At 63.9% G+C, this 25,054-nt stretch carries 21 protein-coding genes and 1 pseudogene; 10 read left to right on the top strand and 12 right to left on the bottom strand.

Features of this window, described 5'->3' with window-relative positions:
- Positions 1-158: 158 nt before the first annotated feature.
- The 5 genes from trpC to rpe form a co-directional block, all read right to left on the bottom strand.
- A complete protein-coding gene (trpC, locus tag ACFOSU_RS04765; protein WP_380687000.1) occupies positions 159-962 on the bottom strand; it encodes an indole-3-glycerol phosphate synthase TrpC in 804 nt (267 codons plus the stop codon).
- Positions 959-2,014 carry an anthranilate phosphoribosyltransferase gene (trpD, locus tag ACFOSU_RS04760; protein ID WP_380686998.1) on the bottom strand — a complete coding sequence of 352 codons (1,056 nt, stop codon included), beginning with the start codon at positions 2,012-2,014 and terminating at the stop codon, positions 959-961. The genes trpC and trpD overlap by 4 nt, the downstream gene beginning before the upstream one ends.
- Positions 2,011-2,616: an anthranilate synthase component II gene (locus ACFOSU_RS04755; RefSeq protein ID WP_380686995.1), complete on the bottom strand. Its 606-nt coding sequence runs from the start codon at positions 2,614-2,616 to the stop codon at positions 2,011-2,013. Before ACFOSU_RS04755 ends, trpD begins: the two co-directional genes overlap by 4 nt.
- A complete protein-coding gene (gene trpE, locus ACFOSU_RS04750; RefSeq protein ID WP_380686993.1) occupies positions 2,613-4,151 on the bottom strand; it encodes an anthranilate synthase component I in 1,539 nt (512 codons plus the stop codon). The genes ACFOSU_RS04755 and trpE overlap by 4 nt, the downstream gene beginning before the upstream one ends.
- A 450-nt stretch (positions 4,152-4,601) precedes the next feature.
- Positions 4,602-5,288, bottom strand: coding sequence for a ribulose-phosphate 3-epimerase (rpe, locus tag ACFOSU_RS04745; protein WP_380686991.1), 687 nt, complete (start codon positions 5,286-5,288; stop codon positions 4,602-4,604).
- Between the two features lie 71 nt (positions 5,289-5,359).
- Here rpe and ACFOSU_RS04740 point away from each other — a divergent pair, with 71 nt between their 5' ends.
- From ACFOSU_RS04740 to ACFOSU_RS04730, 3 genes are all read left to right on the top strand, one after another.
- Entirely contained in the window at positions 5,360-5,815 is a 456-nt protein-coding gene (locus tag ACFOSU_RS04740; RefSeq protein WP_380686989.1) for a CopD family protein, read from the top strand.
- An 80-nt stretch (positions 5,816-5,895) separates the two neighbouring features.
- Positions 5,896-6,780, top strand: a complete 885-nt coding sequence (locus ACFOSU_RS04735) for a phosphoribosylaminoimidazolesuccinocarboxamide synthase (protein WP_380686987.1) — start codon at positions 5,896-5,898, stop codon at positions 6,778-6,780.
- 711 nt (positions 6,781-7,491) lie between these two features.
- Positions 7,492-9,102, top strand: coding sequence for a ShlB/FhaC/HecB family hemolysin secretion/activation protein (locus tag ACFOSU_RS04730; protein WP_380686985.1), 1,611 nt, complete (start codon positions 7,492-7,494; stop codon positions 9,100-9,102).
- Positions 9,103-9,424: 322 nt separating this feature from the next.
- On the opposite strand, the gene ACFOSU_RS04725 is transcribed toward ACFOSU_RS04730, so the two are convergent.
- From ACFOSU_RS04725 to ACFOSU_RS04710, 4 genes are all read right to left on the bottom strand, one after another.
- Entirely contained in the window at positions 9,425-10,252 is an 828-nt protein-coding gene (locus ACFOSU_RS04725) for a hypothetical protein (protein ID WP_380686983.1), read from the bottom strand.
- Positions 10,253-10,487: 235 nt separating this feature from the next.
- Complete coding sequence (locus ACFOSU_RS04720; protein WP_380686981.1) at positions 10,488-11,159, bottom strand: hypothetical protein; 672 nt, start codon at positions 11,157-11,159, stop codon at positions 10,488-10,490.
- Positions 11,160-11,468: 309 nt separating this feature from the next.
- On the bottom strand, positions 11,469-12,911 hold the full coding sequence (locus tag ACFOSU_RS04715; RefSeq protein WP_380686979.1) for an aldehyde dehydrogenase family protein: 1,443 nt from the start codon (positions 12,909-12,911) through the stop codon (positions 11,469-11,471).
- An 84-nt stretch (positions 12,912-12,995) separates the two neighbouring features.
- Entirely contained in the window at positions 12,996-13,670 is a 675-nt protein-coding gene (locus tag ACFOSU_RS04710) for a TetR/AcrR family transcriptional regulator (RefSeq protein ID WP_380686976.1), read from the bottom strand.
- Between the two features lie 173 nt (positions 13,671-13,843).
- Here ACFOSU_RS04710 and ACFOSU_RS04705 point away from each other — a divergent pair, with 173 nt between their 5' ends.
- The 4 genes from ACFOSU_RS04705 to ACFOSU_RS04690 all read left to right on the top strand — a co-directional run bounded on the left by ACFOSU_RS04705 (position 13,844) and on the right by ACFOSU_RS04690 (position 17,340).
- On the top strand, positions 13,844-15,022 hold the full coding sequence (locus ACFOSU_RS04705) for an alkane 1-monooxygenase (protein WP_380686974.1): 1,179 nt from the start codon (positions 13,844-13,846) through the stop codon (positions 15,020-15,022).
- Between the two features lie 134 nt (positions 15,023-15,156).
- On the top strand, positions 15,157-15,324 hold the full coding sequence (locus ACFOSU_RS04700) for a rubredoxin (RefSeq protein ID WP_380686972.1): 168 nt from the start codon (positions 15,157-15,159) through the stop codon (positions 15,322-15,324).
- A 335-nt stretch (positions 15,325-15,659) separates the two neighbouring features.
- Positions 15,660-16,814 carry an NAD(P)/FAD-dependent oxidoreductase gene (locus ACFOSU_RS04695; RefSeq protein ID WP_380686971.1) on the top strand — a complete coding sequence of 385 codons (1,155 nt, stop codon included), beginning with the start codon at positions 15,660-15,662 and terminating at the stop codon, positions 16,812-16,814.
- A gap of 172 nt (positions 16,815-16,986) precedes the next feature.
- Positions 16,987-17,340 carry a TfoX/Sxy family protein gene (locus ACFOSU_RS04690; RefSeq protein ID WP_380686969.1) on the top strand — a complete coding sequence of 118 codons (354 nt, stop codon included), beginning with the start codon at positions 16,987-16,989 and terminating at the stop codon, positions 17,338-17,340.
- A 262-nt stretch (positions 17,341-17,602) separates the two neighbouring features.
- On the opposite strand, the pseudogene ACFOSU_RS04685 reads toward ACFOSU_RS04690, so the two are convergent.
- From ACFOSU_RS04685 to sixA, 3 genes and pseudogenes are all read right to left on the bottom strand, one after another.
- Positions 17,603-18,056: pseudogene (locus tag ACFOSU_RS04685) on the bottom strand (GFA family protein).
- 104 nt (positions 18,057-18,160) lie between these two features.
- Positions 18,161-19,306 (bottom strand): FAD/NAD(P)-binding protein, encoded by a 1,146-nt coding sequence (locus ACFOSU_RS04680; RefSeq protein WP_380686967.1) that lies wholly within the window; start codon positions 19,304-19,306, stop codon positions 18,161-18,163.
- Positions 19,307-19,324: 18 nt separating this feature from the next.
- Positions 19,325-19,834, bottom strand: a complete 510-nt coding sequence (sixA, locus tag ACFOSU_RS04675) for a phosphohistidine phosphatase SixA (protein ID WP_380686965.1) — start codon at positions 19,832-19,834, stop codon at positions 19,325-19,327.
- A gap of 193 nt (positions 19,835-20,027) precedes the next feature.
- Between sixA and ACFOSU_RS04670 the strand changes: the two genes are divergently transcribed.
- The 3 genes from ACFOSU_RS04670 to ACFOSU_RS04660 all read left to right on the top strand — a co-directional run bounded on the left by ACFOSU_RS04670 (position 20,028) and on the right by ACFOSU_RS04660 (position 25,009).
- Entirely contained in the window at positions 20,028-20,303 is a 276-nt protein-coding gene (locus tag ACFOSU_RS04670; protein WP_380686962.1) for a hypothetical protein, read from the top strand.
- A gap of 247 nt (positions 20,304-20,550) precedes the next feature.
- On the top strand, positions 20,551-23,610 hold the full coding sequence (locus ACFOSU_RS04665; RefSeq protein ID WP_380686960.1) for a ribonucleoside-diphosphate reductase subunit alpha: 3,060 nt from the start codon (positions 20,551-20,553) through the stop codon (positions 23,608-23,610).
- Between the two features lie 190 nt (positions 23,611-23,800).
- The gene (locus ACFOSU_RS04660; RefSeq protein WP_380686958.1) at positions 23,801-25,009 is read left to right on the top strand and encodes a ribonucleotide-diphosphate reductase subunit beta; all 1,209 of its coding nucleotides are present in this window, start codon (positions 23,801-23,803) and stop codon (positions 25,007-25,009) included.
- Positions 25,010-25,054: the final 45 nt, after the last annotated feature.

Raw genomic sequence — 25,054 nt, 5'->3', positions numbered from 1 at the left:
TAAATTACTGATAATAATTATAAAAATTATTACGTCAGGATTTTTAATTTGAATTCAAAGCGTCGGTATACCGTCGACTACGAGACGTCATGATGACAAATATGACGTTTTTCGTCATATTTTTGTCGGCTTGGCATCCGTTCAGCGCGTCCTGTTGCTCAACGCTTGACAATCAGAGAAGCCAGTGCCTGGCCCGGATCGGGTGTTCGCATGAACGATTCTCCGATCAGAAAGGCGCCGAACCCGGCGTTGGCGAGTCGGGCAATATCGATGGGGGTGTGGATACCACTCTCGCTGACCAACAGCCGCTCCGGGTCGATTCCGTGCCGCAGTTCGATACTGGTATCGAGCGTGGTCTCGAAGGTTTTCAGGTCGCGGTTGTTGATACCGAGAATGGTCTGTCCGGGCAGGGTCAGCGTACGTTCCAGTTCTTCGGCGTCGTGGACCTCCGCGAGCACGTCCATGCCCAGTGCGAAGGCACGCTCGGCCAGTTCCATCATGAGGTCGGTCGACAGGGCCGCTGCGATCAGCAGAATGCAGTCGGCGCCCAGCGCGCGCGATTGTTCTATCTGGATCGGGTCGATGATGAAATCCTTGCGCAGAACGGGCAGGGGGCAAGCCTCACGCGCGCGGGCGAGGAAATCGTTGTCGCCCTGGAAGAAATCGCGATCGGTGAGTACCGACAGACAGGCCGCGCCGCCGGCGGCATAGCGTTCGGCCAGCCAGGCGACATCGAAATCCTCGCGGATCAGCCCCTTGCTGGGCGAGGCTTTCTTGATTTCGGCGATGACTGCATGCGGCGTTTTAGCCCGCAGAGCCGCCGCAAAGCCGCGTGGGGCATCGGCGGCGGCCACGGCATCCGCCAGTTGCGCGCTCGACGTGGCTGCGCTGAATAGGTCTATCTCTTCGCGCTTGCGAGCGAGGATGCGATCCAGAATCGTATCGGTCGTCTGTACGCTCATGGCGGCGTTGCCCCGGCCAGGCCGGTCATCTGCTGTGTGAGTTCGGCCACCGCGGCCATACGCTGTCCGGCTTCGCCGCTGGCAATGGCGGCGCGGGCGCGCTCGACGCCCGTGGCCAGGTCCGGCGTGGTGCCGCCGACATAGAGTGCGGCACCGGCGTTGAAAGCGACCATGTCCGCGGCCAGCCCGGGTTTGCCGGAGAGCACCTCTTGCACGATGGCCAGACTCTCGGCGGCGTCGCGCACGCGCAGACCGTCCAGCGAGCCGCGTTCCAGACCGACGTCTTCCGGCGCGATCTTGTAGGTCGTGACCTGGCCGTCCTTGAGTTCGGCGACCCGGCTGGGCGCGTTGATCGACAACTCGTCGAGGCCGTCCTCGCCGTGCACGACCATCACATGCCGGCTGCCCAGCTTGTGCAGGACCTCGGCCAGCGGTTCGCACAGATGGCCGTTGAACACGCCCATGACCTGGTTGCGCGCACCGGCCGGATTGGTGAGCGGGCCGATGATATTGAACAGGGTGCGAATACCGAGTTCGCGGCGTACGCCGACCGCATATTTCATCGCCCCGTGATGCGCCGGCGCGAACATGAAGCCCACGCCCAGACGACGGATGCATTCGGCGACCTGCTCGGGGTTGGTATCCAGGCCGATGCCGGCGGCTTCCAGCAGGTCGGCGCTGCCGGATTTGCTCGAGACCGAGCGGTTGCCGTGCTTGGCGACATGGCCGCCGGCAGCGGCCACCACGAAGGCGCTGGCGGTGGACACGTTGAACAGACCGGAGGCGTCGCCGCCGGTGCCGCAGGTATCGACCAGCTTGTCGGTCAGCGTGGCATCGACCGGCACGTCGGTGGCCAGTTCGCGCATCACCGCCGCGGCGGCGGCGATCTCGTCGACGCTTTCACCTTTCATTCTAAGGGCGATCAGGAAACCGCCGATCTGGGCCTCGGTCGCGCCGCCGGTCATGATCGAGCGCATCGCATCGGCCATGCGCTCGGGGTCGAGATCGCGCCCGGCGACCAGATCGTTCATCAGGGCTGCATCGATACTCATGCCGGATCCACCGTATGTTCGCCACAGCGCTTGAGAAACGTGCGCAGCATTTCGTGGCCGTGCTGGGACAGTATCGATTCCGGGTGGAACTGCACGCCCTCGGCGCCGGTCGGTTTGTGGATCAGGCCCATGATCTCGTCCATCTCGCCGTCCTCGGTCTCGGTCCAGGCGGTGATCTCGAAGTCGTCCGGCAGGCCGTCGCGGGCCACGATCAACGAGTGATAGCGGGTTGCGGTCAACGGGTTTTCCAGATTCTCGAACACCCCTAGGCCGGTGTGCCGTATGACCGATGTCTTGCCGTGCATGACCTGGCGCGCGCGAATCACCTGACCGCCGAAAGCCTGACCGAGCGCCTGATGACCCAGGCATACGCCCAGAATCGGCAGCCGCTGGGCGAGGGTCTCGATCAGCTCCACCGAGACACCGGCCTCGTTCGGCGTGCAGGGCCCGGGCGAGACCACTACGCCGGCGGGCTTGAGCGCCTCGATCTCCGCGACCGTGATCTCGTCGTTGCGGACCACGTGCACATCGGCTTCCAGTTCGCCCAGATACTGGACGAGGTTGTAAGTAAATGAGTCGTAGTTATCCAGCATCAGTATCATGATGCGTCTCCGTTGTTCCTGGCCGTCCGTGTGGACAGACCACGCTCGGCGATGGCCGCGGCCTTCATCACCGCGCGGGCCTTGTTCATGGTCTCTTCCCATTCGGTGGTGGGATGCGAGTCGGCGACGATGCCGCCGCCGGCCTGTACATGGATCTCGCCGTCCTTGAGCACAGCGGTACGAATCGCGATCGCCAGATCCATGCTGCCATTACCGGCCAGATAGCCCACCGCGCCGCCGTAGACGCCGCGCTTGACCGTCTCGATCTCGTCGATGATTTCCATCGCCCGGATCTTGGGCGCGCCACTCAAGGTGCCGGCCGGGAACGCGGCGCGCAGCGCGTCCATCGGCGTCAGGCCGGCCTTGAGCCGGCCGGTGACGTTGGACACGATATGCATGACGTGGGAATAACGCTCGATGCCCATGCGCTCGGTCAGCTTCACGCTGCCGGGCTGGCTGACCCGGCCGACGTCGTTGCGGCCCAGATCGATGAGCATCAGATGCTCGGCGAGTTCCTTCGGGTCGGCGAGCAGATCCGCGGCCAGCGCCTCGTCCTCCTCGGCCGTGGCTCCGCGCTTGCGGGTGCCGGCGATCGGCCGGACGGTGACTTCGCTGTCCATGGCACGCACCAGAATCTCGGGCGAGGCACCGACCACGTGATGGCCGCCGAAATTGAAGTAGTACATATAGGGCGACGGATTGAGACTGCGCAGCGCCCGGTACAGCGACATCGGTTCGGCATTGAACGGCGCGGACAGGCGCTGGCTGGGCACCACCTGCATCACGTCGCCGGCCTGGGTGTAGTCGCGAATACGCCGGACCGCGTCCTCGTAGCCGGCCTGGGTCATGCCGGAGACGAACCGGGCGTCGTCGAATTGTGCGTCGATGGCCGGATCATCGGTGCCGGTGCGGGTCGCACTCGCCGGCAGCGGCTTGTCGAGATCGTCGAGCAGGGCGTCCAGGCGCGCGGCCACACGTTCGCGCTCGGCGTCGTCACCCTCGGCGTAGTGGGCCACGCAATAGAGCTTGGCCGAGACGTTGTCGAAGATGACCAGCGTCTCGGCGACCAGCAACAGGATATCCGGCAGATCGAGCGGGTCGTCCTTGCCGGCGCCCGCGGCCAGCCGCGGCTCGATATAGCGGATGGTGTCGTAGCCGAAATAACCCACCAGGCCGCCGGTCAGTCGTGGCAGCTCCGGCAGACGCGGCAGCGGGCGCGCCTCGTTGAAGGCCTGAATCCAGGCCAGCGGGTCGGCGCACTCGATCTGTTCGAGGATCTCGTCGCCGCGCTCGTGGACGAGCGTATGGCCGCGAACACGGATGCGCTCCTCGCAGGGCAGGCCGATGATGGAATAGCGGCCCCAGCGTTCGCCGCCCTGCACGGACTCGAGCAGGAAGGAATAAGGCGCGTCGGCCAGCTTGAGATAGGTCGACAGCGGCGTGTCGAGATCGGCCAACGCCTCGACCACGAGAGGCAGACGCTGAGCGTGGAGATGATGTGCCGGACTATGGCCCGGTGAAGACGAATTGTTCATGAAAGCACTCGATCGAAACAGTCACGGAAAAAGCGGGTGCGCGCGTTGGTTTATAGCAAACAGCTGAAAACGCGCGACCAGAGTAGGGGTTCTAGCCCCGCCAGTCGCCTTCCTGCCATCGCCAGGCCGCGTCGAAGGCGCGGTTGGCGGTGTTTTTCGATCGATTCGATGCCATGTCTGTCGTCGTTCGCTACTCGCGCGGGTTCGCGCCAGGTTCCCGCAATGCTGACTTATCCTGCCTGGCTTGCCAAGTCGGGTCGGCTTTTATGGCAGGTTCCTCGAGCAGCTATCCGCAGATTACGCAGATAAAAAAGCGGAAAAGGGAATCGATGGCAACGATCCGCTGTTCGTCTCGGTCCACGCCATATCAAAACAACCCATTGCTTTTCTTCAATCTGCGCAATCTGCGGATCAATGCGTTTGCTGTATTTGTTTTGCTCAGCCCCTGCGTCAGCTCAGCTCGCCGCGCATGTCCGCGATGACCTTCGCGTAATCCGGCTGGCCGAAGATGGCGGAGCCTGCCACGAACGTATCGGCGCCGGCTTCGGCGACACGCTTGATGTTGTCGGTCTTGATGCCGCCGTCGACTTGCAGGCGGATATCGCGCCCGCTGGCATCGATGATGTCGCGCGCCTCGGCGATCTTGCCGAGCGATTCCTCGATGAAGCTCTGGCCACCGAAGCCGGGGTTCACCGACATGATCAACACGATGTCGATCTTGTCGAGCACGTATTTGAGATATTCCAGCGGCGTGGCCGGGTTGAAAACCAGTCCCGTCTTGCAGCCGGCGTCGATGGCCAGTTGCAGGCTGCGGTCGATATGCTCGCTGGCTTCCGGGTGGAAGGTGATCGACGCCGCGCCTGCGTCGGCAAACGCCGTGATTAGTGCATCCACCGGCTTGACCATCATGTGCACGTCGATGGGCACGTCGGGATGGCTCTTTTTCAGGCGCTTGGCCAGCGATGCGCACACCGGCGGGCCGAAGGTGAGATTCGGTACGTAATGGTTGTCCATCACGTCGAAATGGATCCAGTCGGCGCCGGCGTCGATGACCGCTTCGCACTCGTCGCCCAGGGCGGACAGATCGGAGGCGAGCACAGAGGGCGCAATCAGCGGCGCATGGGATGAACGAGGCATGACAAAACCGTGGATCGGAGTTCGCGGCTAGTTTACGCTCTGCGGATTGTTCCTGTCAGCGAAGCGTTGAGATGCCGATTCTGCTTGCCCTGCATGCCCTGGCCGCCGTGATCTGGGTCGGTGGATTGTTCTTTCTGGTGGGCATCCTGCGCCCGGCCGCCTCCAGCGTGCCGCTCGCCGAGCGCCTGCCGCTGCTGTCCAATGCCATGGGCCGATTCTTCCTCTGGGTCTGGATCGCGATCATCACGCTGCTGGTTACCGGCAACACCATGATCTTCGTGAGCGGCGGCATGGCGGCGGCGCCCTTGTACGTACACATCATGCAGGGGCTGGGCTGGGTGATGTTCCTGCTGTTCGGGCATATGTTCTTTTCGCCGTGGCGACGGGTGCGCGTGGGGCTCGCCGCGGGCGCGCTGGCCGACGCCTCGCGAGCAATGAACAAGCTGCGCTTTTTCGCGACCGTGAATCTCGTGATCGGACTGGTGGTGATCGTGGTCGCGGTGTCCGGGCCGTACGGTCTGTTCTAGCCAGTGATGGACGTGCGCGGCGGCCCCGCGCGGCTGGTAAAGTAACGCTTCCTGCCCGAATACAACGCGACACCGTCAAGATGCCCGATACCCTGTTCGAATCCGATCTTCACAGTCTCGATCTGGTGATGCGCGGCAAGGTCCGCGATGTCTATGCGGTGGGCGACGACCACCTGCTGATCGTGGCCACCGACCGACTGTCGGCGTTCGACGTCATCCTGCCCGACCCGATCCCGGGCAAGGGCGTGGTGCTGACCGCGGTGTCGAACTTCTGGTTCGATCATTTCACCAACGATATCGCCAATCATCGGGCCGGTATCCCGCTCAAGGATATCCTCACCGCCGACGAGATCAGGCAGGTGGAAGCGCGCGCGATGCTGGTCCGGCGTCTGGATGCCCTGCCGGTCGAGGCGGTCGCTCGAGGCTATATCATCGGCTCCGGCTGGAAGGACTATCAGGCCACCGGCCGGGTGTCCGGTATCGAACTGCCGGCCGGGCTGGAACAGGCCCAGCAGTTGCCCAACCCGATCTTCACCCCGTCGACCAAGGCCGAGGCCGGCGAACACGACGAAGCGATCGATTTCGACCGCGTGATCGAACTGGTGGGCGAAAAGCGTGCGCTCAAGATCCGCCACGCCACCCTGTCGATCTATAAGCGCGCGGCGGCCTATGCACGCAAACGCGGCATCATCATCGCCGACACCAAGTTCGAATTCGGTGTGGATCCCGCGGGCGAAATCGTGCTCATCGACGAAGCGCTCACGCCGGATTCCTCGCGCTTCTGGCCGGCCGACGAGTATGCGATCGGCATGAGTCCGCCCAGCTTCGACAAGCAGTACGTGCGCGATTATCTGGAAACGCTGGACTGGGACAAGACCGCGCCGGCCCCGCGTCTGCCGCAGCAGATCATCGACAACACCGCGGCCAAGTACCGGGAAGCCTGCGAGCGCTTGATGGCAGGTTAGGGCGCGCAGGCGGTCAGCCCAACCCAGGGCATGCGGTCGCGAGTCCTGCGGCCGGGCGCCGCGAGAGCCGTCGCCCTCCTCCACGTCGAGTCATTGAATTAGACCTGTGCCGGCACGGTGCTGGGTTTGCGCGCGTCGGAAAAAATAAGCGTATTCGAGCCCATGGCCACGCGTCGGCTACCGCAGGCAAGAACCGAATTGAGCGACGACCCGGTGCCAGCGCTGCATCCAAACATGACCAGCGTGACACTCGGCTGCACCGCGGCGGGTGATGCATGGCGGCACGTTCTGGGTGCCGTGAAGGCTACGAAGCACGTTCGCCAATGTGTGGCCCCACCTGGCGCCGAAGCCGGACAAGTGGGCCTGCGTCGCGGCGAGACCGCGTACCCCGATCGTCACGATGGCCAAGATCCCGGTGGGCGGTCGTTCTGGTGTGCCCGCTGTAGTCCGACGTCGTCTTTGCGAGTGTCCCATGGTCTGGAGATGAGTCCCGCGGTTTCTGCTGATCCGGCTACAACGGCGTTGTCGCCATGTCTGCTCAGAAGAGCGCGCGTCGGCGCGGCCTTTCCTTGCATCAGGCGCGTCGGCAGGGCGTTGGCCGAGAGAGTGTTCTCACGGGCCGGTTTCGCTGTTCGTCACATGGAAAGTGTCATAATATTGACGCTCGGCCTGCATCACCGCCGGCCACAATAAAAAGACGAGGGGTCTTTCATGCCATTCGATTTGCCACCGCCGGTGCCGCCGATGCAGGCCGAAGTGGCGCCGCTGCGGCAGCGTGACATGCGTGCGCGCCGGGCTGGGCGCATCATCGCCTACGATATCGGGCCGTACCGTATCGAGATTGCCGGTAACAGCTATCTGCAGCGTGAGCGGGTGCTGAGCATCATCGCTCAGGCGAGCACGCCATCTCAGGCCATTCGGTTGCTGACTGCACTGTATACCGCGGACGGCCATCCGCTCGTCAATCTGGATTACGCCGCTGACGGCAATACCATTCTCGTGCAGGTCAATGAGGGCTATCTGGCCGCGATCGAGGCGCCGCCGCGGCTATTGCCCTTCTTTGATCGACTGGTGGGCGAGCGCGACATCGAGCGCAGCGATCTGGAGCCGGCACGCCTGCTCGCACAGATCAAGGCCGGCCGCGCCGGCTACGATGTGAATGCCGCCTATCGCGTGGATCCGAATGACCCGACGCGGTATACGCTGGTGCTCGACGGCGCCAGGAAGCTCGATTATCAGCCGCTCACCTGGACCACGACGTTCGGCAATCCGGGCAATCGTTTCCTGGGCCGTTATTTCGGCTTCACCAATCTAAAGGGGCGGCTGCCCAACGGCGATACCGTCGCCCTGGGCTATGGCGCCGCTTTCACGGGGCTGGGCAACCCGCGCAACGGCACCGACTACGACAACTACAGCGTCGCCTATACCACGGTGAATCGCTTCGGCCTGTACGGGCTCAGCGCGACCTATACCGAATACGGCATCAAGGATCGCTTCGACGATCGCCTGTTCGTGGGCGAGCGTGAGCGGGCGCGCATCGTCGATGTCGGCGCCAGCGGCAATCAGTTCATCTACGCCGATCGCAGCACGCGACTGATTCTGGAAGAGCAGTTGCAGTACGTGAAATCCGATCTCGAGTTCACCGACGGCGATGGCCTGGTGACCAACGGTCGGCTGCCCTTGAACGGGCTGTCCCTGCAGGACGAGGAGTACGGGGCGGCTCGCGTCGGGCTGACCGCGTCGCATACGCGATACGTGTTTGGCCGCGAGATCAATATCAGCGGTGGCGGCGGTTACAAGCACGGCTTTGGCGATATCGACAACGTGATTGCGTCCGATCGCAGCGCCGATTTCGCCCGTTACGACGGCAAGTTTACCGTCCGCTACCATCTGCCGTCCGAATGGGTGCTGTCACTGCACGGCAAGGGCCAGTTGTCGGGCGGCGACACGCTGCCCCAGCAGCAGCAATGGGTGCTCGGTGGCAGCGACAACCTCAGCGCCTATTTGCCGGGCGTGCTCGTCGGTGACTCGGGTGCCTACGGCCGCGTCCAGTTGCAGACGCCGCGCTGGTTCCTGTTCTCGCGCCCGCTGCGCCTGGCGGCCTTCGTGGAAGCGGGCAGCGCGCGCTACGAGAACAGTGTCCAGCCGGATGTATCGGCCAGCGACTACGGCCTCAAGCTGGAGGCGAGTCCTCTGCCCCATCTGGAAGTCAGCGCCTACGTCGCCAACGGTCTGAGCAGCAGCAATCTCGATGTCTACGACGACGATTTCAAGCGCCGCAACGAAGCCGATTTCTTTTTTACCGTGAAGACCGAGTTCTAGGGCGTCTGCGGGCCAGAGCTGCCGGCTTCGTTCATGTCGTGTGGCAGCCGGCCCGCGCGTCCGAGCAGGGAAGAGCTTTGCCTCCATGCTCACCCGCGACCCGGCGATTCCGTGCGTGTCGATACGGCCATGGGTTGATCGGCTAGAGGGCGACAGTCCTGCGACGGCCTGTTCCGTCGCGGCTGTTCTCGCCCGCGAACCGCCCATAAAAAAAGGCGCCCTAAGGCGCCTTTAAGAGTGCATCAGCCGTATGTCGTTATTGTTCTTCGGGCCGGCCGCCGCCGGGGGGGGGGCGGAGCGGCCGGCATCTCGGGGTCGCTCGCTAGAACTCCATGCTGGCAACGGTGTTGTTGCTGGCGGACGCGTCGCCTGCCGCCAAGGCGCCAAGGTCGAGATCACCCAGGCCCGGAACGCTCGGTAGCGAATCCAGCCCCGGCAGAGCGCCGAGCTCCGGAAGACTGCCGCCGCCCAGCAGCGAGCCGACCAGCGGCACGCCGTCCAGGCCTGGCAGTGCATCGGAGCCCGGCAGGCCATCGAGGCCCGGCAGCGAGTCCAGGCCGGGCAGGCCATCACCGTTCAGCAGCGAACCGAGCAGCGGGACGCTGTCGAGTGCCGGCAATGCGTCGGCGCCGGGCAGCCCTTCAAGGCCTGGCAGGCTGTCGAGACCGCCGACCGGGCCGCCAAGTCCGGGCAGTGAATCGGCGCCGGCTAGCGCGCCGTCGAGTTGGTTGCCGCCCATCTCGATCGCCGAGACCAGAGTCGCAGCGCCGTTGAGCAAGGTAGCGCCGAGCAACTGGTTGCCGTTCTGAAGTCCGCCGGTCAGTGCTTGTGCGCCGATCTCCACGCTGTTGGCAAGCACATCGCTGCCGCCGCGAATGCCGGACACCGTCTGGCCGAGAACGCCGTCCACCGTGTCGGTGAGCAGGGCGCCGCCGCCGAGCACGCCGGAGGGGCGACCGTCGGCGATATCGGAACCGCTGCCTTCGCCGGAGGAGCCCACCAGCGCCCCGGTAGTGTCGGACAGCACCTGGTTAAGCAGATCAGAGCCCGAGCCCAGGCCCGCGGTAAGCGATGCGAGCGGGCCATCCTGTGCACTGGCGGTGCCGGCGGCCAGCGTCAGAGCCGCGATTGCGAGCACTTTCGTCTTCATTGTTCGTCTCCCGAAATGGTTTGGTTGTCATCTCGGCCCGCTGGGCATTCCATGCTGTTGCCCCTCAAGCCAACCCCTGTGCCGGTCGATACCGGAATGGCTAGTTAGCACGATGGTTTTGAGACTGTCAATATTTTGTCGTTCGTCAATTAAATGACGTGCTGATAAATAGCGCACACGCATCGGCCGCCCGAGTCGGTACGACGCAGAAGAATTGAAGGGTGTAGGGCGCGGTTTAGGGCTTGTCGCCTGCTGCCGTTGACGCGCCGTTCTCGGCCTGCCGGGTCAGCGCCGCATCCAGAATACCGATCACTTCGTTGCGATTGATGCGCGTGTCGTTCAGGGCCAGATAATAGGCGTAGCCCAGCGCCCGGGTATCTTTCTTGCCGGCGCGTTTTTTCAGATCGGCGCCGTGGTCGATCATGAAGTTGAGCATCTTCGGGTCGTTGCGCTGGATCGCGAAGAACAGGCCGCTGAGTGGCTCGTGATCCGAACGTGGATCGGTGGCGTCGATATCCAGGCCGTGTTGCAGATAGAAATCCGCGCAGCCGTAAGGATCCGCCAACTGGGCCTCGCGCTCGAAGATATGCACCAGACCGCCTTGCGCCTTCAGTCGTGACGCATCGGCCTCGCGGGCCTCGACGTCGGCGAAATCCCGCGCGCAGAAATCCTTGGGCGGCGGTGGTGGCGCCGGTTCGGCTTCGGCCTGGGCGTTTGGCTCGGGCGGGACCGTCTCGCCGGCGTTGGCCGGGGGTGTGTTCTGCTCGCCTTCGTTTGTCTCCGGGGCAGGGGATGCCGGTTCGGTCGTCGGGCTGGGCCCGGGCGTTGGTGACCGGGTCTCGAACCAGTACGCGCTGGCCGCGATAGCCGCCAGCACGACGACTGCAATGATGATGCCTTTCTTCATGGTCGCGCTTCCGCCGCTTCGTTTCGAGGTGCTATTGCTGTGTGTCGGACTTGGCGCCGAGTGTGTTCTTGCGGATATGACAACCGGGATGCCGGCAGCGTTCGTTGCGGCGCTGCGTCGAGTCGATCACGTCCTGGCCCGACGGCGGGCGTCAGCTTACCGCAGCCATGGCGTTGCGCGTTCGCTGCGAGTTTGGCCGCAAAACGAGCCGCGTCGACTTGCGACAACGTCCATCGACGGTGTCGGCACATCGCAACTCGGGTCGTCTGCGCAATGGCGGATCAGCGCCTGTATTGGAACGCCCGGATATCAATTCAGCCAGCGAACCGCAAAGCGGATGAACCATTTCGTGAAGCCCTTGTAGGGCGGCAGAAACAGGAACGCCAGCGAGAAACGTTCGCGCACGATGGCACGCTCATGCGAGAACGCCTTGAAGCCGTAATGCCCGTGCGAGTTGCCGATGCCGGAGTTGTTGACACCCCCGAACGGCAGGTTGGCGTGCAGGAACTGCACCATCGAGTGATTCACGCAGGAGCCGCCGGCCGAGGTGTTGGCGAGCACCTGCTTGATGAACTCGTTGTCGCGCGCGAACACATACAGCGCCAGCGGCTTGGGCTTGGCGTTGATGGCGGCGATCACGTGATTGACGTCGGTGAAGGGGAGAATCGGCATCACCGGGCCGAAGATCTCCTCGTCGAGGATGCGCGATTCGGCGTCGACGTCGGTGAGTACCGTGGGCGCCAGATAGTTGTCGTCGCTGTTCGCGCCGCCGCCGATCGGCATGTGGGCGCCGCGCTCGGTGGCGTCGTCGATCAGCCCCTGCACGCGGGCATGATGCTTGTTGTTGACGATGCGACAGTAGTCGCCGTTGGCCGCCATCTTGTCGCGCTTGCCGTAGAGTTTTTCCAGGGCCTTGCGGGTGGCCTCCACGAAGGCGTCGGCGATGTCGGCGTGGACATACATATAGTCCGGCGCGATACAGGTCTGGCCGTTGTTGGCGAACTTGCCCCAGACCAGATTCTGCGCGGCGGTCTTGAGGTCGGCGCTCTTGTCGATGATGGTCGGCGATTTGCCGCCCAGTTCCAGCGTCACCGAGGTCAGATGTTCGGCGGCGGCCTTCATCACGATCTTGCCGACCGCCGGCGAGCCGGTGAAGAAGATATGGTCGAAGGCCAGCGAGAGCAGATGCTGTGAGGTCTCGACCGCGCCCTGCACGACCGCCACCTCGTCTTCCTCGAACACGTCGGCGAGCAGGTCGGCCATGAAGGCAGAGCAGTGCGGGGTCATTTCCGACGGCTTGAGAATGACGGTGTTGCCGGCCGCGATCGCCGAGATCAGCGGGCCCAGGCTCAGGTTGAGCGGATAGTTCCAGGGCGAGATGATCAGGCACACGCCGCGCGGCTCGTGGCGCACTTCGGCCGAGGTGCCGAACATGAGCAGGGTGGGGCGCTTGCGATCCGGTTTCATCCAGTTCTTCAGATGCCGGATGGCGTGATTCGCCTCCATGACGATCGGCAGGATCTCGGTGATATCGACTTCCGGCGCCGGTTTGGAGAAATCCGCGTGGCAGGCGGCGTAGATATCCCGGGTGCGCTCGTGAACGAGGTCCCGCAGGCGCTTGAGCTTGGCGATGCGTTCGTCGGCGCTGGACGTGCGAAGCACCAGCGCGCGCTTGCGCTGGGCATCGAAGAGGCGCTGGGTTTCCTGGCTGTCGGCCTCGGCCGTCACGATATCTTTCAGGGCACTGCTCATGGAATCTTCCTCCGTGGCCCGCGGCTTGCGGGACGCGCATCGTTGTTGTTGATTCTTCAGTAACCGGCGCGGTCGCTCAAGCGCTTATTTCGTGGCCGTGCGCCGTTGCTCGGGCGCCGCATCGAGCAGGCGTGCCGCCCGCGTCGCCAGTTCGGGCGCGCGCGCATGGGCCTGGAAGAAGATATGTGCGAGTACGCCCACCAGGCGGCGGTGATCGCGGGCACTGCGGTTGCCTAGCGGTAGCACCACGGCTTCCATGAGCGCGATGAAGGCACGCGCGATATCGCGCATCGAGCCTTCCACGTTCAACGCCTGAGCGGCGCGTGCCTCCTCGAGTATTCCCTGGACCAGCTGTTCGGCCATCGCTTCGAACCCATCCTGCACCGCACGGGCTTCTTCCACGGCAGCCGTGCTCGGCTTGAGCCAGTAGCCGGCGATGCCGTCGACCAGGCGCGGGTCGTCCACCAGCGCTTCGAGGCCGCCGAACAGGGCGAATATCTGTTCGATCGGATCCTGCTCGCGCGCGGCCGGCGCAAAGACGTGCTGTTCGAAAACACCGATGACTTCGCGCATGCAGTCGGCGTAGAGCGCTTCCTTGCTGGCGTAGTGCCAGTAGAGCGCGGCCTTGGTGAGGCTGGCGCCGCGCGCCACCGTGATCATCGATACGCCGTCGTAGCCGAATCGCCCGAACAGCTTGAACGCGGTTTCGCGAACGCGCTCGCGCGTATCACCGGAGGGGGGATCAGCGTATGGAGCCATGAGCACAACGTGATGCGATCGATAATTTCTGAACGTTAGCACAGTCGATTGACTAATCAGTCGGTCAATTGATAGATTCTGACAGTGTCCAATGTAATAGAAATATCGTCGCAATGCCGAACGCGATTTCGGCGCGGCGCGACAAACCCATAACGAACCGGAGGAGACCCGGCATGAGCAGCGTTGACATGACCCTGGCCGAGGCCCGCGCCCACGACCGCAAGCGCTGGCTGTGGCCGATGGGCTTCGGCATCATCATCATCGTGGCCGCGATCGCGCTCACCGGCTGGGCCACCGGCATCACCTGGTTGATCTTTTCCGGGCCGATCGTGGTCTATGCGGTCGTTCCGCTACTCGATTATTTCATCGGCAAGGACAGCAGCAACCCGCCCGAGCGGGTCATGGAGATCCTCGAGCACGACCCGTTCTATCGCTATTCCACCTATATATATGTGGCGGTGCAGATGGGGCTGTTCATCGGGGCCTGCGCGATCGTCGGCACCCAGGATCTGACCATCGCACAGTGGCTGGGCTTCGTGACCACGATCGGCATGCTCTCGGGCATCTCCATCAACACCGCGCACGAACTGGGGCACAAGCGCACCTGGCTGGAAGGCTGGCTCGCCAAGATCGCGCTGGCGCCGGTGGCCTATGGCCATTTCTATGTCGAACACAACCGCGGCCATCATGCCAGGGTCGCCACCCCGGAAGATCCGGCCAGCGCGCGCATGGGCGAATCGTTCTGGGCGTTTCTGCCGCGTACCGTGTCCGGCAGCCTGCGTTCGGCCTGGGAAATCGAGAAACGCACCCTCGCGCGGAAAGGACATTCGACCTGGAGCGTGCACAACGAGGTGCTGCAGGCCTGGGGCATGACCGCGATCCTCTGGGGCGTACTCATGGCTGTGTTCGGCATTGCGCTGCTGCCGTTTCTGATCATTCAGGCGGTGCTGGGCGCTTCGCTGCTGGAGGCGGTCAACTACGCCGAGCACTACGGACTGCTGCGCAAGAAAGACGCGGATGGCCGCTACGAGCGCTGCAAGCCCGAGCATTCCTGGAATAACGATCACATCGTAACCAACATCATGCTGTTTCATCTGCAGCGTCATTCGGATCATCACGCTCATCCGACGCGTCGCTATCAGTCGTTGCGGCATTTCGACGAGGCGCCGGAGCTGCCGACCGGCTATGCCGGCATGATCGTGCTCGCCTATTTCCCGCCGCTCTGGTATCGGGTCATGGACAAGCGCGTGCTGGCGCACTACAACGGCGACCTGCGCCAGGCCAGTCTGCAACCCGCGGCGCGCGCCCGTCTGCTGGCCGCCTATCCGCCGCCGGTGTCGGCCGCGGACTGAAGTCGTCGCCGTGCCGGCGCGGTTTTGATAGCCTTGGCCCCCATCGCACAGGCGCTGTACTCGCAGCGCCTGTTTTTTGACCGCCGGTTACCATGGCACTGCTGATTGGCGACACACGAGTGCAAGGGATAGCAATGAAGAAATGGCAATGCATCGTCTGCGGATTCGAATACGACGAGGCCGCCGGCATGCCGGACGAAGGCATCGAGCCGGGCACCAAGTGGGAAGACATTCCCGACGACTGGACCTGTCCCGACTGCGGCGCGCCCAAGGATGATTTCGAAATGATGGAAGTCGGATAGGGCGTGTTGCCGTTTGGCACGGCCCCGCGTTGCACCCCAAAATCGGGCCAGACAAGGCGCGGGGTGCCGACCCTAGTCATTCTAGGGTCAAACCGCGCAACGCCGTATGGCGCGATTTTGGGCCGCAACCCTTCGGGACAGCGTCCATTTTCCTGCAATACGGCGTTGCAGCACGCTCATGTAGCGCGGCTACACGACGCGCACTGCGCCTTGTCTTGCACCAAAATGGCCGCTGGCGCGGCGTCGGGCCAAGCGGCAACACGCCCTAGTCTCTCCGGACTGATATCACGGGCCGCTCTTGCGGCCCGTTTTTGATTGCATACAGGACGAAACGCATGGATCCGATCCTCATCATCGGCACCGGCCTGGCCGGCTACGGCACCGCCCGCGAACTGCGCAAGCACGACAAGGACACGCCGATCGTGTTCGTCACCCGCGACGACGGCGCCAGTTACTACAAGCCGGATCTGTCCGAGGCGCATGCCAAGGGCCAGACCCCCGAGGATCTGATCAAGAAGAGCGCCGAAGAGATGGCCGCCGAGCTGGATGCGCAGATTCTCACCCATCGCCAGGTCGAGTCGATCGATCCCGCGGCGCGCGAAGTCCGGCTCAATGGCGATACCCTCAAGTACTCGAAGCTCGTGCTCGCCTTCGGCGCCGACCCGATCGTGCTCCAGCTCGGCGGCGACGCCACCCAGGCCGTGCACAAGATCAACAACCTGGCCGACTACCGCACGTTTCGCCGCAATCTCGGCGAGGCGAAACACATCGCGGTACTCGGCGCCGGGCTGATCGGCTGTGAATTCGCCAACGACCTGCTCGAGGCCGGCTACAAGGTCTCGGTGGCCGACCCGGCCGGCTGGCCGTTGTCGCAACTGCTGCCCGAAGCCTGCGGCAAGGCGGTCAAGCGCGAGCTCGCCCACGCCGGCGTCGACTGGTATCTGGACCACGCGGCGGTGGCCGTGCACGAGTCCGGCAAGCAGCTCGAGGTCGTGCTCGACAACGACGACACCATCCGCGCCGATATCGTGCTTTCCGCGGTCGGCCTGCGGGCCGGCGTCGAGATCGCGGACAAGGCCGGGCTGACCGTCGATCGCGGCATCGTCGTGGACCGCAGCCTGCGCACCAGCGACCCGCATATCTACGCGCTCGGCGACTGCGCCGAGGTCGACGGCCACTGGCGGCCCTATGTCGGCCCGCTCATGCAGTGCGCGCGCACGCTCGGCAAGACCCTGGCCGGCGGCGCAGGCGACACCCCCGGTCAGGTCAAGTATCCGACCCTGCCGATCATCGTGAAGACCCATGTCTGCCCGGTCATCGTCTATCCCCCCGTATCGACGCACGGCGAATGGCGGATCGAAGGCAAGTCCCCGAATCTGGAAGCCGCCTTCGTCGACGCCGACGGCCAGATGCTCGGCTTCGCGCTCATCGGCGAGGCCACCAACAAGCGCCGCGATTATCTCAAGGACGCGCCGCCGCTGATGGAATGATAGGCCCACATTTGACGCGGGACTCGCTTGCTCTTCACTCAAGCCGCAGCGCTGCTAGAGCCTTCGTTCCTGAGCGGCACGACTCGCCCGGCGGCTCCTGAAAAATGCGACGCGATCACGCTAGTCGCCATGGTCGCCGTCACGGTCCGAACATCGCGGGATATCCGGGCTCATGACGTTTGACCCCGGCCTCGCCGAGCGACTGCGCGAGGCGTTTGCCGCGGCCGACGTCCAGGACATCAGCGAAAGAGCGATGTTCGGTGGCCTGGTTTTCATGGTCGGCGGACACATGGCCTGCGGTATCGTCGCCGATGACCTGATGGTTCGAGTCGGCCCCGATCAATATGCCGAGGCCCTCGCACGGCCCCACGCGCGAGCGATGGATTTCACCGGCCGGCCGTTGCGTGGTTTCGTGTTCGTGGCGCCGCCCGGCTTCGAGGCCGATACGGATCTGATGCACTGGCTCGAAACGAGTCTGTGTTTCGTTGCGTCGCTGCCGCCTAGAGCAGGCAAAGCCGATTCTTGATCGTGTATGACACGCTGCCCAATCGGCTGGGCAGAGGCACGTAAGCTGATGGTCCCACCGCATGGCTCACGCCAAGACGCAATGGACAGATGGCCGTGTATTACAGACGTGGTCTTGCCATTGCTGGCGTGTCTTCGCGGCTTTGCGTGAAACGGTTTTGCTTGCGTGTGTCTAACGCTTGGGTCGACGTCGAAACGGCGAGCTGAGCTTTCTACATAATCAAGGGCCGATTAGCCGGTTGCGCCAGGCCCGAGCGGGTCGTCTAACCGGCCGCGTATTCGGCAATCAGATCGGCATACGCCTCCATCGGCGGAAAGCCGGGGTAGCGGTGTCGTGCCGGCGTGCGTACCCAGGGCAGGGCCTCGCGCGTGAATGTCTCGATGAACGGTTCGAACCAGCTGGCGTCGTCGAGCATGGTGGCGCGCACGTTGACGAAGCCGGCCTGTGCCGGCAAGCGGGTAAACAGCCAGCTCTTGCAGCGATCGCAGTGTTCGTGGGGGATTTCGGGATTGCCGAGCCCGCCCACGACAGTCGTGCCCGATATTACCGACGAAGCCGTCGACCGGAATCGCCATGCTCGTGGAAAATGCGCTGGCCGTCATGCGCTGACAGCCGTGGCAGTGACACGCCATGGTCAGCAGTGGCGGGCGTGAAATTCGAAAACGCACGGCGCCGCAGCGGCAACCGCCGTCCCAGGGTAGCTCCGGATGCGTCATTGCTCGTCTCCTCCAGGTCGATCGAATGACGCGGGCACCGCGCGCCCAACGTCAGAACCGGGTAGCGCCTCGGTCGTGAATGCTCCTGTATGCGGCGTGGCCTGTCACGCCCGTTGTGCGTATCGGGCCGATGCGACGGCGGCAAACGAAGCCAGACGCTGGCCGGCCAGGCGCGCGCCCTTTATATTGCCGGCCATCGGACCGAGCCGGAGGCTGGCCGGGCGGCCGATGACGTGCAGGCCGGGCGCGGCTTCCAGCTGTTCGTTGATCAGCAGATGGCCGGCGTCGTCGGCGCCCAGCTCGAGTCCGTGCATGGTTCGGCCGAGCAGGCTGTCGCGGTGCGGGGCGGCGTCGAAACCGGTGGCCAGTACCAGCCGGTCGGCTTCGACGCGGCGGCCGTCGCTGAACACCAGCCCGGCATCATCGAGGGAGACGATTTCACCGCGCCGCCAGGCGATCTGGCCGGCGGCCAGCGCGCTGGCCAGAACGGTGGTAATACGGGCAAAGATATCCGGCGGCAGCGTGCCCGGCATGCGGGCCTGTGCGAGCAGGGCGCTGCGCGCTTTGCGCGATGCGCGTGCGAACGGCTCCAGGCACAGGCGGCCGGCATAGCAGGGATCGCTGTCGAAATCGGCGGGCCGGGGCGCGTTGCGGGTCACCCAGCACACCTGCCGGCCGGCGTCGTGACAACGCAGCGCCAACTGGGCGCCGGTGATGCCGCCGCCGATCACGGCGACGCGTTCGCCCGATGCGGTCAGCGAGAACGCGGGGTCGTAGACGTGTTCGGCGTCGGCGCCCCAGGCCGGGCGATAGGGCCGGTTCGGCCCGGCCGCGAACACCACGCGCGCGGCGCGATGGCTGGCGCCGGCGCGGGTATGCACGCGCCAGCCGCGCGGGGCCTGTTCCACAGCGCTTGCATGGGCGTGGATAGTGGGCACATCGGCCAGGGCCTCATCGGCATGGGCTTCGAACAGGGCCCGCGAGGGGCGCCGGTAATAGCCCAGCCGGTGGGCGTCGTCGAAGCCATGCGCGGCGGCGAAACGGCGCAGGTCGTCAGTGCGCTGGCCCAGATGGTGAGCGCCGGATGAGCGCAGATAAGTCATGCCACAGGCATCGGCACGGCGCTGCCAGGCGGCCAGCGGCGCACGCGTATCGAGCACGGCCACATCGGCGCCGGGCGCGGCCGCGGCGATGGCACGCGCGGCAAAACGCCCCTGCGGGCCGCCGCCGATGATCAGCCAGTCGAGCATGTGATGGCGGCGGCTTCGCTAGCCGAGCGCGCGCAGCTGGGCCGCGGTGAGCAGCCAGCGCAGGGTGCCGGTGCCGCCTTCGGGCGGGCCGGGGAACTCGAGCATCGCCGCGCCGGCTTTTTTGAACGCCATCAGGCGGTCACGCCGGCGGGTCAGGCTCCAGGACACCCAGGTCGCCAGATCCGGCTCGTGGCCGACGAGGATCAGCCGGCGGTCGCCGAAATGGCTGTGCAGGAAGGCGTCCAGTGCTTCCATGTCCACCGGCGGTGCCAGCACCTCGGCTTCCTCCAGGGTGGGGTCGTCCAGATAGCTGGCCAGAATATCGGCGGTCTGGCGTGCCCGCAGCAACGGGCTGACCACGATATCGTCGACTCGGGCGCCGTCGAGCGTGGCGCGCAGGCCGCTGGCGGCGGCGCGGGTACGGCGCTGGCCGTGTGGAGTGAGCGGGCGTTCGGCGTCCGACAGGCCGAGCTTATGGGCACCGTCGCCGTCGAGCGCGATGCCGTGGCGAATCACGATAATGTCCATTCAGGCACCTCGGTTGTGTTCATGCACGGATTCTGGGTCGGGCAGGTGTGGGCGTGGTCTTGTGATGGGATAGGCCGCACCGGATTGTTCGTGGCGGGAGAGCGGGCGGCGTGTGGCTGGTGGGACGGATACGGTCGGCTTCTCTGCTGTTCTGTCGTGGCGCGATCCTGCGCAGGCGCTCTGCGGATGCGCTGTGCGCGAAGACTTTATTGTCGCTTGGATTGCGGCTGCGGGCCAGATGCGCGGACGGTGTCTTGCTATGGAATACGGCGCAAGTGACAAAAAAAATAATCGTTGTTCCGGCGTTCCGGTGCTGCCGCTGCAAGCGATTGTTTTGATTGCTGTTGCAAAAAGAGAGCCGAGTTTTTCGTCGGTTTGCGCGCGCTCATGGCCGGTATGCACGCGCGGCGCGCTGCGCGTCATTGTCCACCGCGGCGGCGAATGGGTGATCAATCCGCGCAGGCCTTGAGCCATGCGGTATCGCCGCTTTTTGCCCCGGGTTTATCCACAGCGTTGTGCACCGCTTGTACACCGCCAAACACAACATATAGTCTCTACAGGGTTGTTAACTGGCCCTTGACCACAGCATCTAGTGGGGTAGAGTTTGTGAATAACAACGTTGCAGTCAGCCTGTGCAGCGTCGTTGAAGATTTTGGGGGTTCGACAATCCACGGCGCGTTCTCGTTTCCAAACGGGCCGTACAGCGCGGAGTGAACATGGAACAGACACAGGTTTCCGAGCGCGCGCAATCGCGCGAGCAGCAGTCCGGCGAGCCGGCGGCCGGCAACGTCTACGGCGCGAGCATCGAAGCGACCGCGCCGGGCGGTCACAAGGTCATCCGTCGCAACGGCAAGGTCACGCCGTTCGACGCATCCAAGATCGAGTTGGCCGTCACCAAGGCCTTTATCGACGTGGAGGGTCAGCAGGGCGCGGCCTCCAGCCGTATCCGCGAAACGGTCAAGAACATCACCGAGCAGGTCGTGCAGGGCGTGACCCGCAGCCTGCCGGGTGGTGGCGCGGTGCATATCGAGGATATCCAGGACTACGTCGAGCTCGCGCTCATGCGCAGCGGCGAGCACAAGGTCGCGCGCTCCTACGTGCTCTACCGCGAGGAACGCGCCCAGGAGCGTGCCGCCAAGCAGGCCGCCCAAAAAACAGCCGGCGGCGGCGCCGAGGCGGCCGTATCCAGCGATATCAATGTCGCCTTCAAGGACGGCACCACCCGCGCGCTCGATCGCGACCGTCTGGGCCGGGTCATCGACGAAGCCTGTGCCGGAGTGACCGGTGTCTCCGCCGAGCAGGTCCTAAAGGACACGCTCAAGAACGCCTTCGACGGTATTGCCGAGGACGAACTGTCCACGGCACTGGTGCTCTCCGCGCGCCAGCGTCTCGAGGCCGAGCCCAACTACGGCACGGTCGCCGCGCGCCTGCTGATGGACAAGATTCGTCACGAAGGCCTGAGCTTCCTCGCCGAAGGCGCAGTGGAATATGCCACCCACGCCGAGATGCGCGAACGCTATCCCGCCTACTTCAAGGACTTCATCGCCACCGGCGTGCAGCACGAGCTGCTGGACCCCGAGTTGCTCGAGTACGACCTCGACAAGCTGGGTAACGCGCTGATCGCCGATCGCGACCTGCAATTCACCTACCTGGGCCTGCAGACCCTTTACGACCGCTACTTCATCCATCACGAGTCCAAGCGCTTCGAACTGCCGCAGGCGTTCTACATGCGCGTGGCGATGGGCCTGGCGATCAACGAGATCGAGCGCGAGGAACGCGCCATCGAGTTCTACAAGCTGCTGTCGAGCTTCGACTTCATGAGCAGCACGCCCACGCTGTTCAACTCCGGCACCCTGCGTCCGCAGCTGTCGAGCTGCTATCTCACCAGCGTCTCGGATGACCTGCACGGCATCTACGGCGCGGTGCGCGACAACGCCATGCTGTCCAAATTCGCCGGCGGCCTCGGCAACGACTGGACGCCGGTGCGTGCCATGGGCGCCCATATCAAGGGCACCAACGGCAAGTCGCAGGGCGTCGTGCCGTTCCTGAAAGTGGTCAACGACACCGCTGTGGCCGTGAACCAGGGCGGCAAGCGCAAGGGGGCGGTCTGTGCCTATCTCGAGACCTGGCACAAGGACATCGAGGAATTCCTCGACCTGCGCAAGAACACGGGCGACGACCGTCGTCGCTGCCACGACATGAACACCGCGAACTGGATCCCGGATCTGTTCGTCAAACGCGTGCTCAACGACGAGCCGTGGACGCTGTTCTCGCCCAACGACGTGCCGGACCTGCACGATCTCACCGGCAAGGCCTTCGAAGAAGCCTATGCCGGTTATGAGGCCAAGGCGGCGCGCGGCGAGATCAAGAACTACAAGACGCTGTCGGCCGTGAATCTGTGGCGCAAGATGCTCAGCCTGCTGTTTGAAACGGGCCACCCCTGGTTCACTTTCAAGGACCCGTGCAACCTGCGCAGCCCGCAGCAGCACAAGGGTGTGGTGCACTCGTCCAACCTGTGCACCGAGATCACGCTCAACACCTCGCCGGGCAAGGAAATCGCGGTCTGCAACCTGGGTTCGGTGAACCTGCCGCAGCATATCGTCTTGAATAAAGAGGGTAGGGGCGAGCTGGACGTGGCCAAGCTGGAAGGCACGATCAACACCGCCATGCGCATGCTCGACAACGTCATCGAGTACAACTACTACAGCGTCAAGACCGCGCGTGACTCCAACCTGCGTCACCGCCCGGTCGGCCTGGGCCTGATGGGCTTCCAGGACGCGCTGTACAAGTTGAAGCTGCCCTACGAATCCGACCAGGCAGTGGAATTCGCCGATCGCTCCATGGAGCAGATCAGCTATTTCGCCATCAAGGCCTCGACCAACCTGTCGGAAGAGCGCGGTGCCTACAGTTCCTTCAAGGGCAGCCTGTGGGATCAGGGCATCCTGCCGATCGACTCCATCCAGATCCTGCGCGACAACCGTGGCGCCGAATACCTCGATCAGGACGAGACGCAGACCCTGGACTGGGAAGCCCTGCGCACCCGCATCGGCCAGGTCGGCATGCGTAACTCCAACTGCATGGCCATCGCGCCGACCGCGACCATCGCCAACATCACCGGCGTGTCGCAGTCGATCGAGCCGACGTATCAGAACCTGTACGTCAAATCGAACCTGTCGGGCGAGTTCACCGTCATCAACCCCTACCTGGTCGAAGACCTCAAGGCACTGGACCTGTGGGACGAGGTCATGGCCAACGACCTCAAGTACTACGACGGCTCCGTGCAGGCCGTCGACCGGATTCCGGACGACCTCAAGGTGCTCTACAAATGCGCCTTCGAGATCGATGCCCGCTGGTTGATCGAATCCGGTTCGCGTCGCCAGAAGTGGCTGGATCAGGCCCAGAGCCTGAACCTGTACATGGCCGAACCGTCGGGTCGCAAGCTGGACGAGCTCTACAAGTTCGCCTGGACCAAGGGCCTGAAGACGACCTATTACCTGCGTTCCATGAGTGCCACGCATACCGAGAAGTCCACCATCACCGATCACCGTCTGAACGCGGTCGGCAATGGCGGCGCCGGTAGTGGCCAAGGGAATGGCAATAGCGCAGGTGCCGGTGGTTCGGTCGGCGGCGCCAGCCGTGCGGCCCAATCCGCGGCGCCCGCAGCCAGCGCGAACGGTAACGGTGCGGCCCCCAAGGCCACGCCCGCGCCGCAGGCCCAGCCCACCGCGCCCATGGCCTGTGCCATCGACGATCCGGATTGTGAGGCCTGTCAGTAAGGCGAAGACCAAGAAGGAAGGCAGTGATCCGCAGATGAACGCAGAGACACGCAGATGAAATACAGAGCAACAAGCCGTTCTTGTATCTGCGTCAATCTGCGTTCATCTGCGGACAGTTCTTCTTCTCGCTATAGCGCCGACACACAACAGAACATCGCTTTTTAACGAAGCACAGCAAAAGAGAACAATCATGCTCGACTTCGAAGACACCCCGCGCCAGGACGACAGCCCCGGCACGCCCAAGCCGACCACGGCCAACCCGAATCCGGCCGGTGAAGGCGTCTCGCCCGATCCGTACGCGCTCGACAAGCAGGCCGAGAAGACCAATCAGTCCGGCCCGGAAGAAGCCGTGACCGGTCTGGAACAGGTCGAACTCGGCGGCGACCGCGTCTCGGTGGACGACAAGCGCATCATCAACTGCCGCGCCGACGTCAACCAACTGGTGCCGTTCAAGTACACCTGGGCCTGGGAAAAGTACCTGAACGCCTGCGCCAACCACTGGATGCCGCAGGAAGTGAACATGTCCGCCGACATCGCCATGTGGCAGGACCCGGACGCGTTAACCGACGACGAGCGTCAGATCCTCAAGCGCGGCTTCGGCTTCTTCGCCTCCAGTGAATCGCTGGTCGCCAACAACATCGTGCTCGGCGTCTACAAGCACCTCACCAACCCCGAATGCCGCCAGTACCTGCTGCGTCAGGCTTTCGAGGAAGCCGTGCACGGGCATACCTTCCAGTACATCGTGGAGTCCCTCAACCTCGACGAGGGCGAGATCTTCAACATGTACCGTGAGCTGCCCAGCGTGCACAACAAGGCCGCCTGGGCCATGCAGTACACCCAGAGCCTAAACGACCCCGACTTCAAGACCGGCACCTTTGAGAACGATCAGATCTTCCTGCGTGACCTGATCGCCTTCTACGTCATCTTCGAAGGCATCTGGTTCTATGCGGGTTTCGTGCAGTACCTGTCATTCGGGCGCCGCAACAAGATGACCGGCACCGCCGAGCAGATGCAATACATCATGCGCGACGAGTCCATGCACCTGAACTTCGGCATCGACGTCATCAACCAGATCAAGATCGAGAACCCCAACCTCTGGACCGAAGATTTCCAGAGCGAGGTTCGCGCGATGATCGACGAGGCCATGCACCTGGAAATCGAATACGCCCACGACACCATGCCCCGCGGCGTGCTCGGCCTGAACGCCGCCATGTTCGACGAGTACATGAAGTTCATCGCCAACCGCCGCTGCTCGCAGATCGGCCTGGCCGAGCTGTACCCGGGCGCCGAAAACCCGTTCCCGTGGATGAGCGAGATGATGGATCTGAAGAAGGAGAAGAACTTCTTTGAGACTCGGGTGATTGAGTATCAGTCGGGTGGGGCGCTTAGCTGGGATTGATACGGGGCCGTAATAGCCAGCGCGGCTGAGTATGCGCCCCCGGCC

Source organism: Salinisphaera aquimarina (genome assembly GCF_042643355.1).
GTDB classification, from domain to species: Bacteria; Pseudomonadota; Gammaproteobacteria; order Nevskiales; family Salinisphaeraceae; genus Salinisphaera; species Salinisphaera aquimarina.
This window is presented reverse-complemented; position numbering and strand designations above follow the sequence as displayed.

What these genes read in the sequence shown, in the direction of transcription:
- ACFOSU_RS04705 (WP_380686974.1), top strand. Translation starts at nt 13,844, where the DNA reads ATGAGCAGCGTTGACATGACCCTGGCCGAGGCCCGCGCCCACGACCGC.
- rpe (WP_380686991.1), bottom strand. Translation starts at nt 5,288, where the DNA reads ATGCCTCGTTCATCCCATGCGCCGCTGATTGCGCCCTCTGTGCTCGCC.
- ACFOSU_RS04710 (WP_380686976.1), bottom strand. Translation starts at nt 13,670, where the DNA reads ATGGCTCCATACGCTGATCCCCCCTCCGGTGATACGCGCGAGCGCGTT.
- ACFOSU_RS04720 (WP_380686981.1), bottom strand. Translation starts at nt 11,159, where the DNA reads ATGAAGAAAGGCATCATCATTGCAGTCGTCGTGCTGGCGGCTATCGCG.
- ACFOSU_RS04665 (WP_380686960.1), top strand. Translation starts at nt 20,551, where the DNA reads ATGGAACAGACACAGGTTTCCGAGCGCGCGCAATCGCGCGAGCAGCAG.
- ACFOSU_RS04730 (WP_380686985.1), top strand. Translation starts at nt 7,492, where the DNA reads ATGCCATTCGATTTGCCACCGCCGGTGCCGCCGATGCAGGCCGAAGTG.
- ACFOSU_RS04660 (WP_380686958.1), top strand. Translation starts at nt 23,801, where the DNA reads ATGCTCGACTTCGAAGACACCCCGCGCCAGGACGACAGCCCCGGCACG.
- ACFOSU_RS04700 (WP_380686972.1), top strand. Translation starts at nt 15,157, where the DNA reads ATGAAGAAATGGCAATGCATCGTCTGCGGATTCGAATACGACGAGGCC.
- ACFOSU_RS04740 (WP_380686989.1), top strand. Translation starts at nt 5,360, where the DNA reads ATGCCGATTCTGCTTGCCCTGCATGCCCTGGCCGCCGTGATCTGGGTC.
- trpE (WP_380686993.1), bottom strand. Translation starts at nt 4,151, where the DNA reads ATGAACAATTCGTCTTCACCGGGCCATAGTCCGGCACATCATCTCCAC.
- ACFOSU_RS04695 (WP_380686971.1), top strand. Translation starts at nt 15,660, where the DNA reads ATGGATCCGATCCTCATCATCGGCACCGGCCTGGCCGGCTACGGCACC.
- ACFOSU_RS04735 (WP_380686987.1), top strand. Translation starts at nt 5,896, where the DNA reads ATGCCCGATACCCTGTTCGAATCCGATCTTCACAGTCTCGATCTGGTG.
- trpC (WP_380687000.1), bottom strand. Translation starts at nt 962, where the DNA reads ATGAGCGTACAGACGACCGATACGATTCTGGATCGCATCCTCGCTCGC.
- ACFOSU_RS04680 (WP_380686967.1), bottom strand. Translation starts at nt 19,306, where the DNA reads ATGCTCGACTGGCTGATCATCGGCGGCGGCCCGCAGGGGCGTTTTGCC.
- sixA (WP_380686965.1), bottom strand. Translation starts at nt 19,834, where the DNA reads ATGGACATTATCGTGATTCGCCACGGCATCGCGCTCGACGGCGACGGT.
- ACFOSU_RS04715 (WP_380686979.1), bottom strand. Translation starts at nt 12,911, where the DNA reads ATGAGCAGTGCCCTGAAAGATATCGTGACGGCCGAGGCCGACAGCCAG.
- ACFOSU_RS04755 (WP_380686995.1), bottom strand. Translation starts at nt 2,616, where the DNA reads ATGATACTGATGCTGGATAACTACGACTCATTTACTTACAACCTCGTC.
- ACFOSU_RS04725 (WP_380686983.1), bottom strand. Translation starts at nt 10,252, where the DNA reads ATGAAGACGAAAGTGCTCGCAATCGCGGCTCTGACGCTGGCCGCCGGC.
- ACFOSU_RS04690 (WP_380686969.1), top strand. Translation starts at nt 16,987, where the DNA reads ATGACGTTTGACCCCGGCCTCGCCGAGCGACTGCGCGAGGCGTTTGCC.
- trpD (WP_380686998.1), bottom strand. Translation starts at nt 2,014, where the DNA reads ATGAGTATCGATGCAGCCCTGATGAACGATCTGGTCGCCGGGCGCGAT.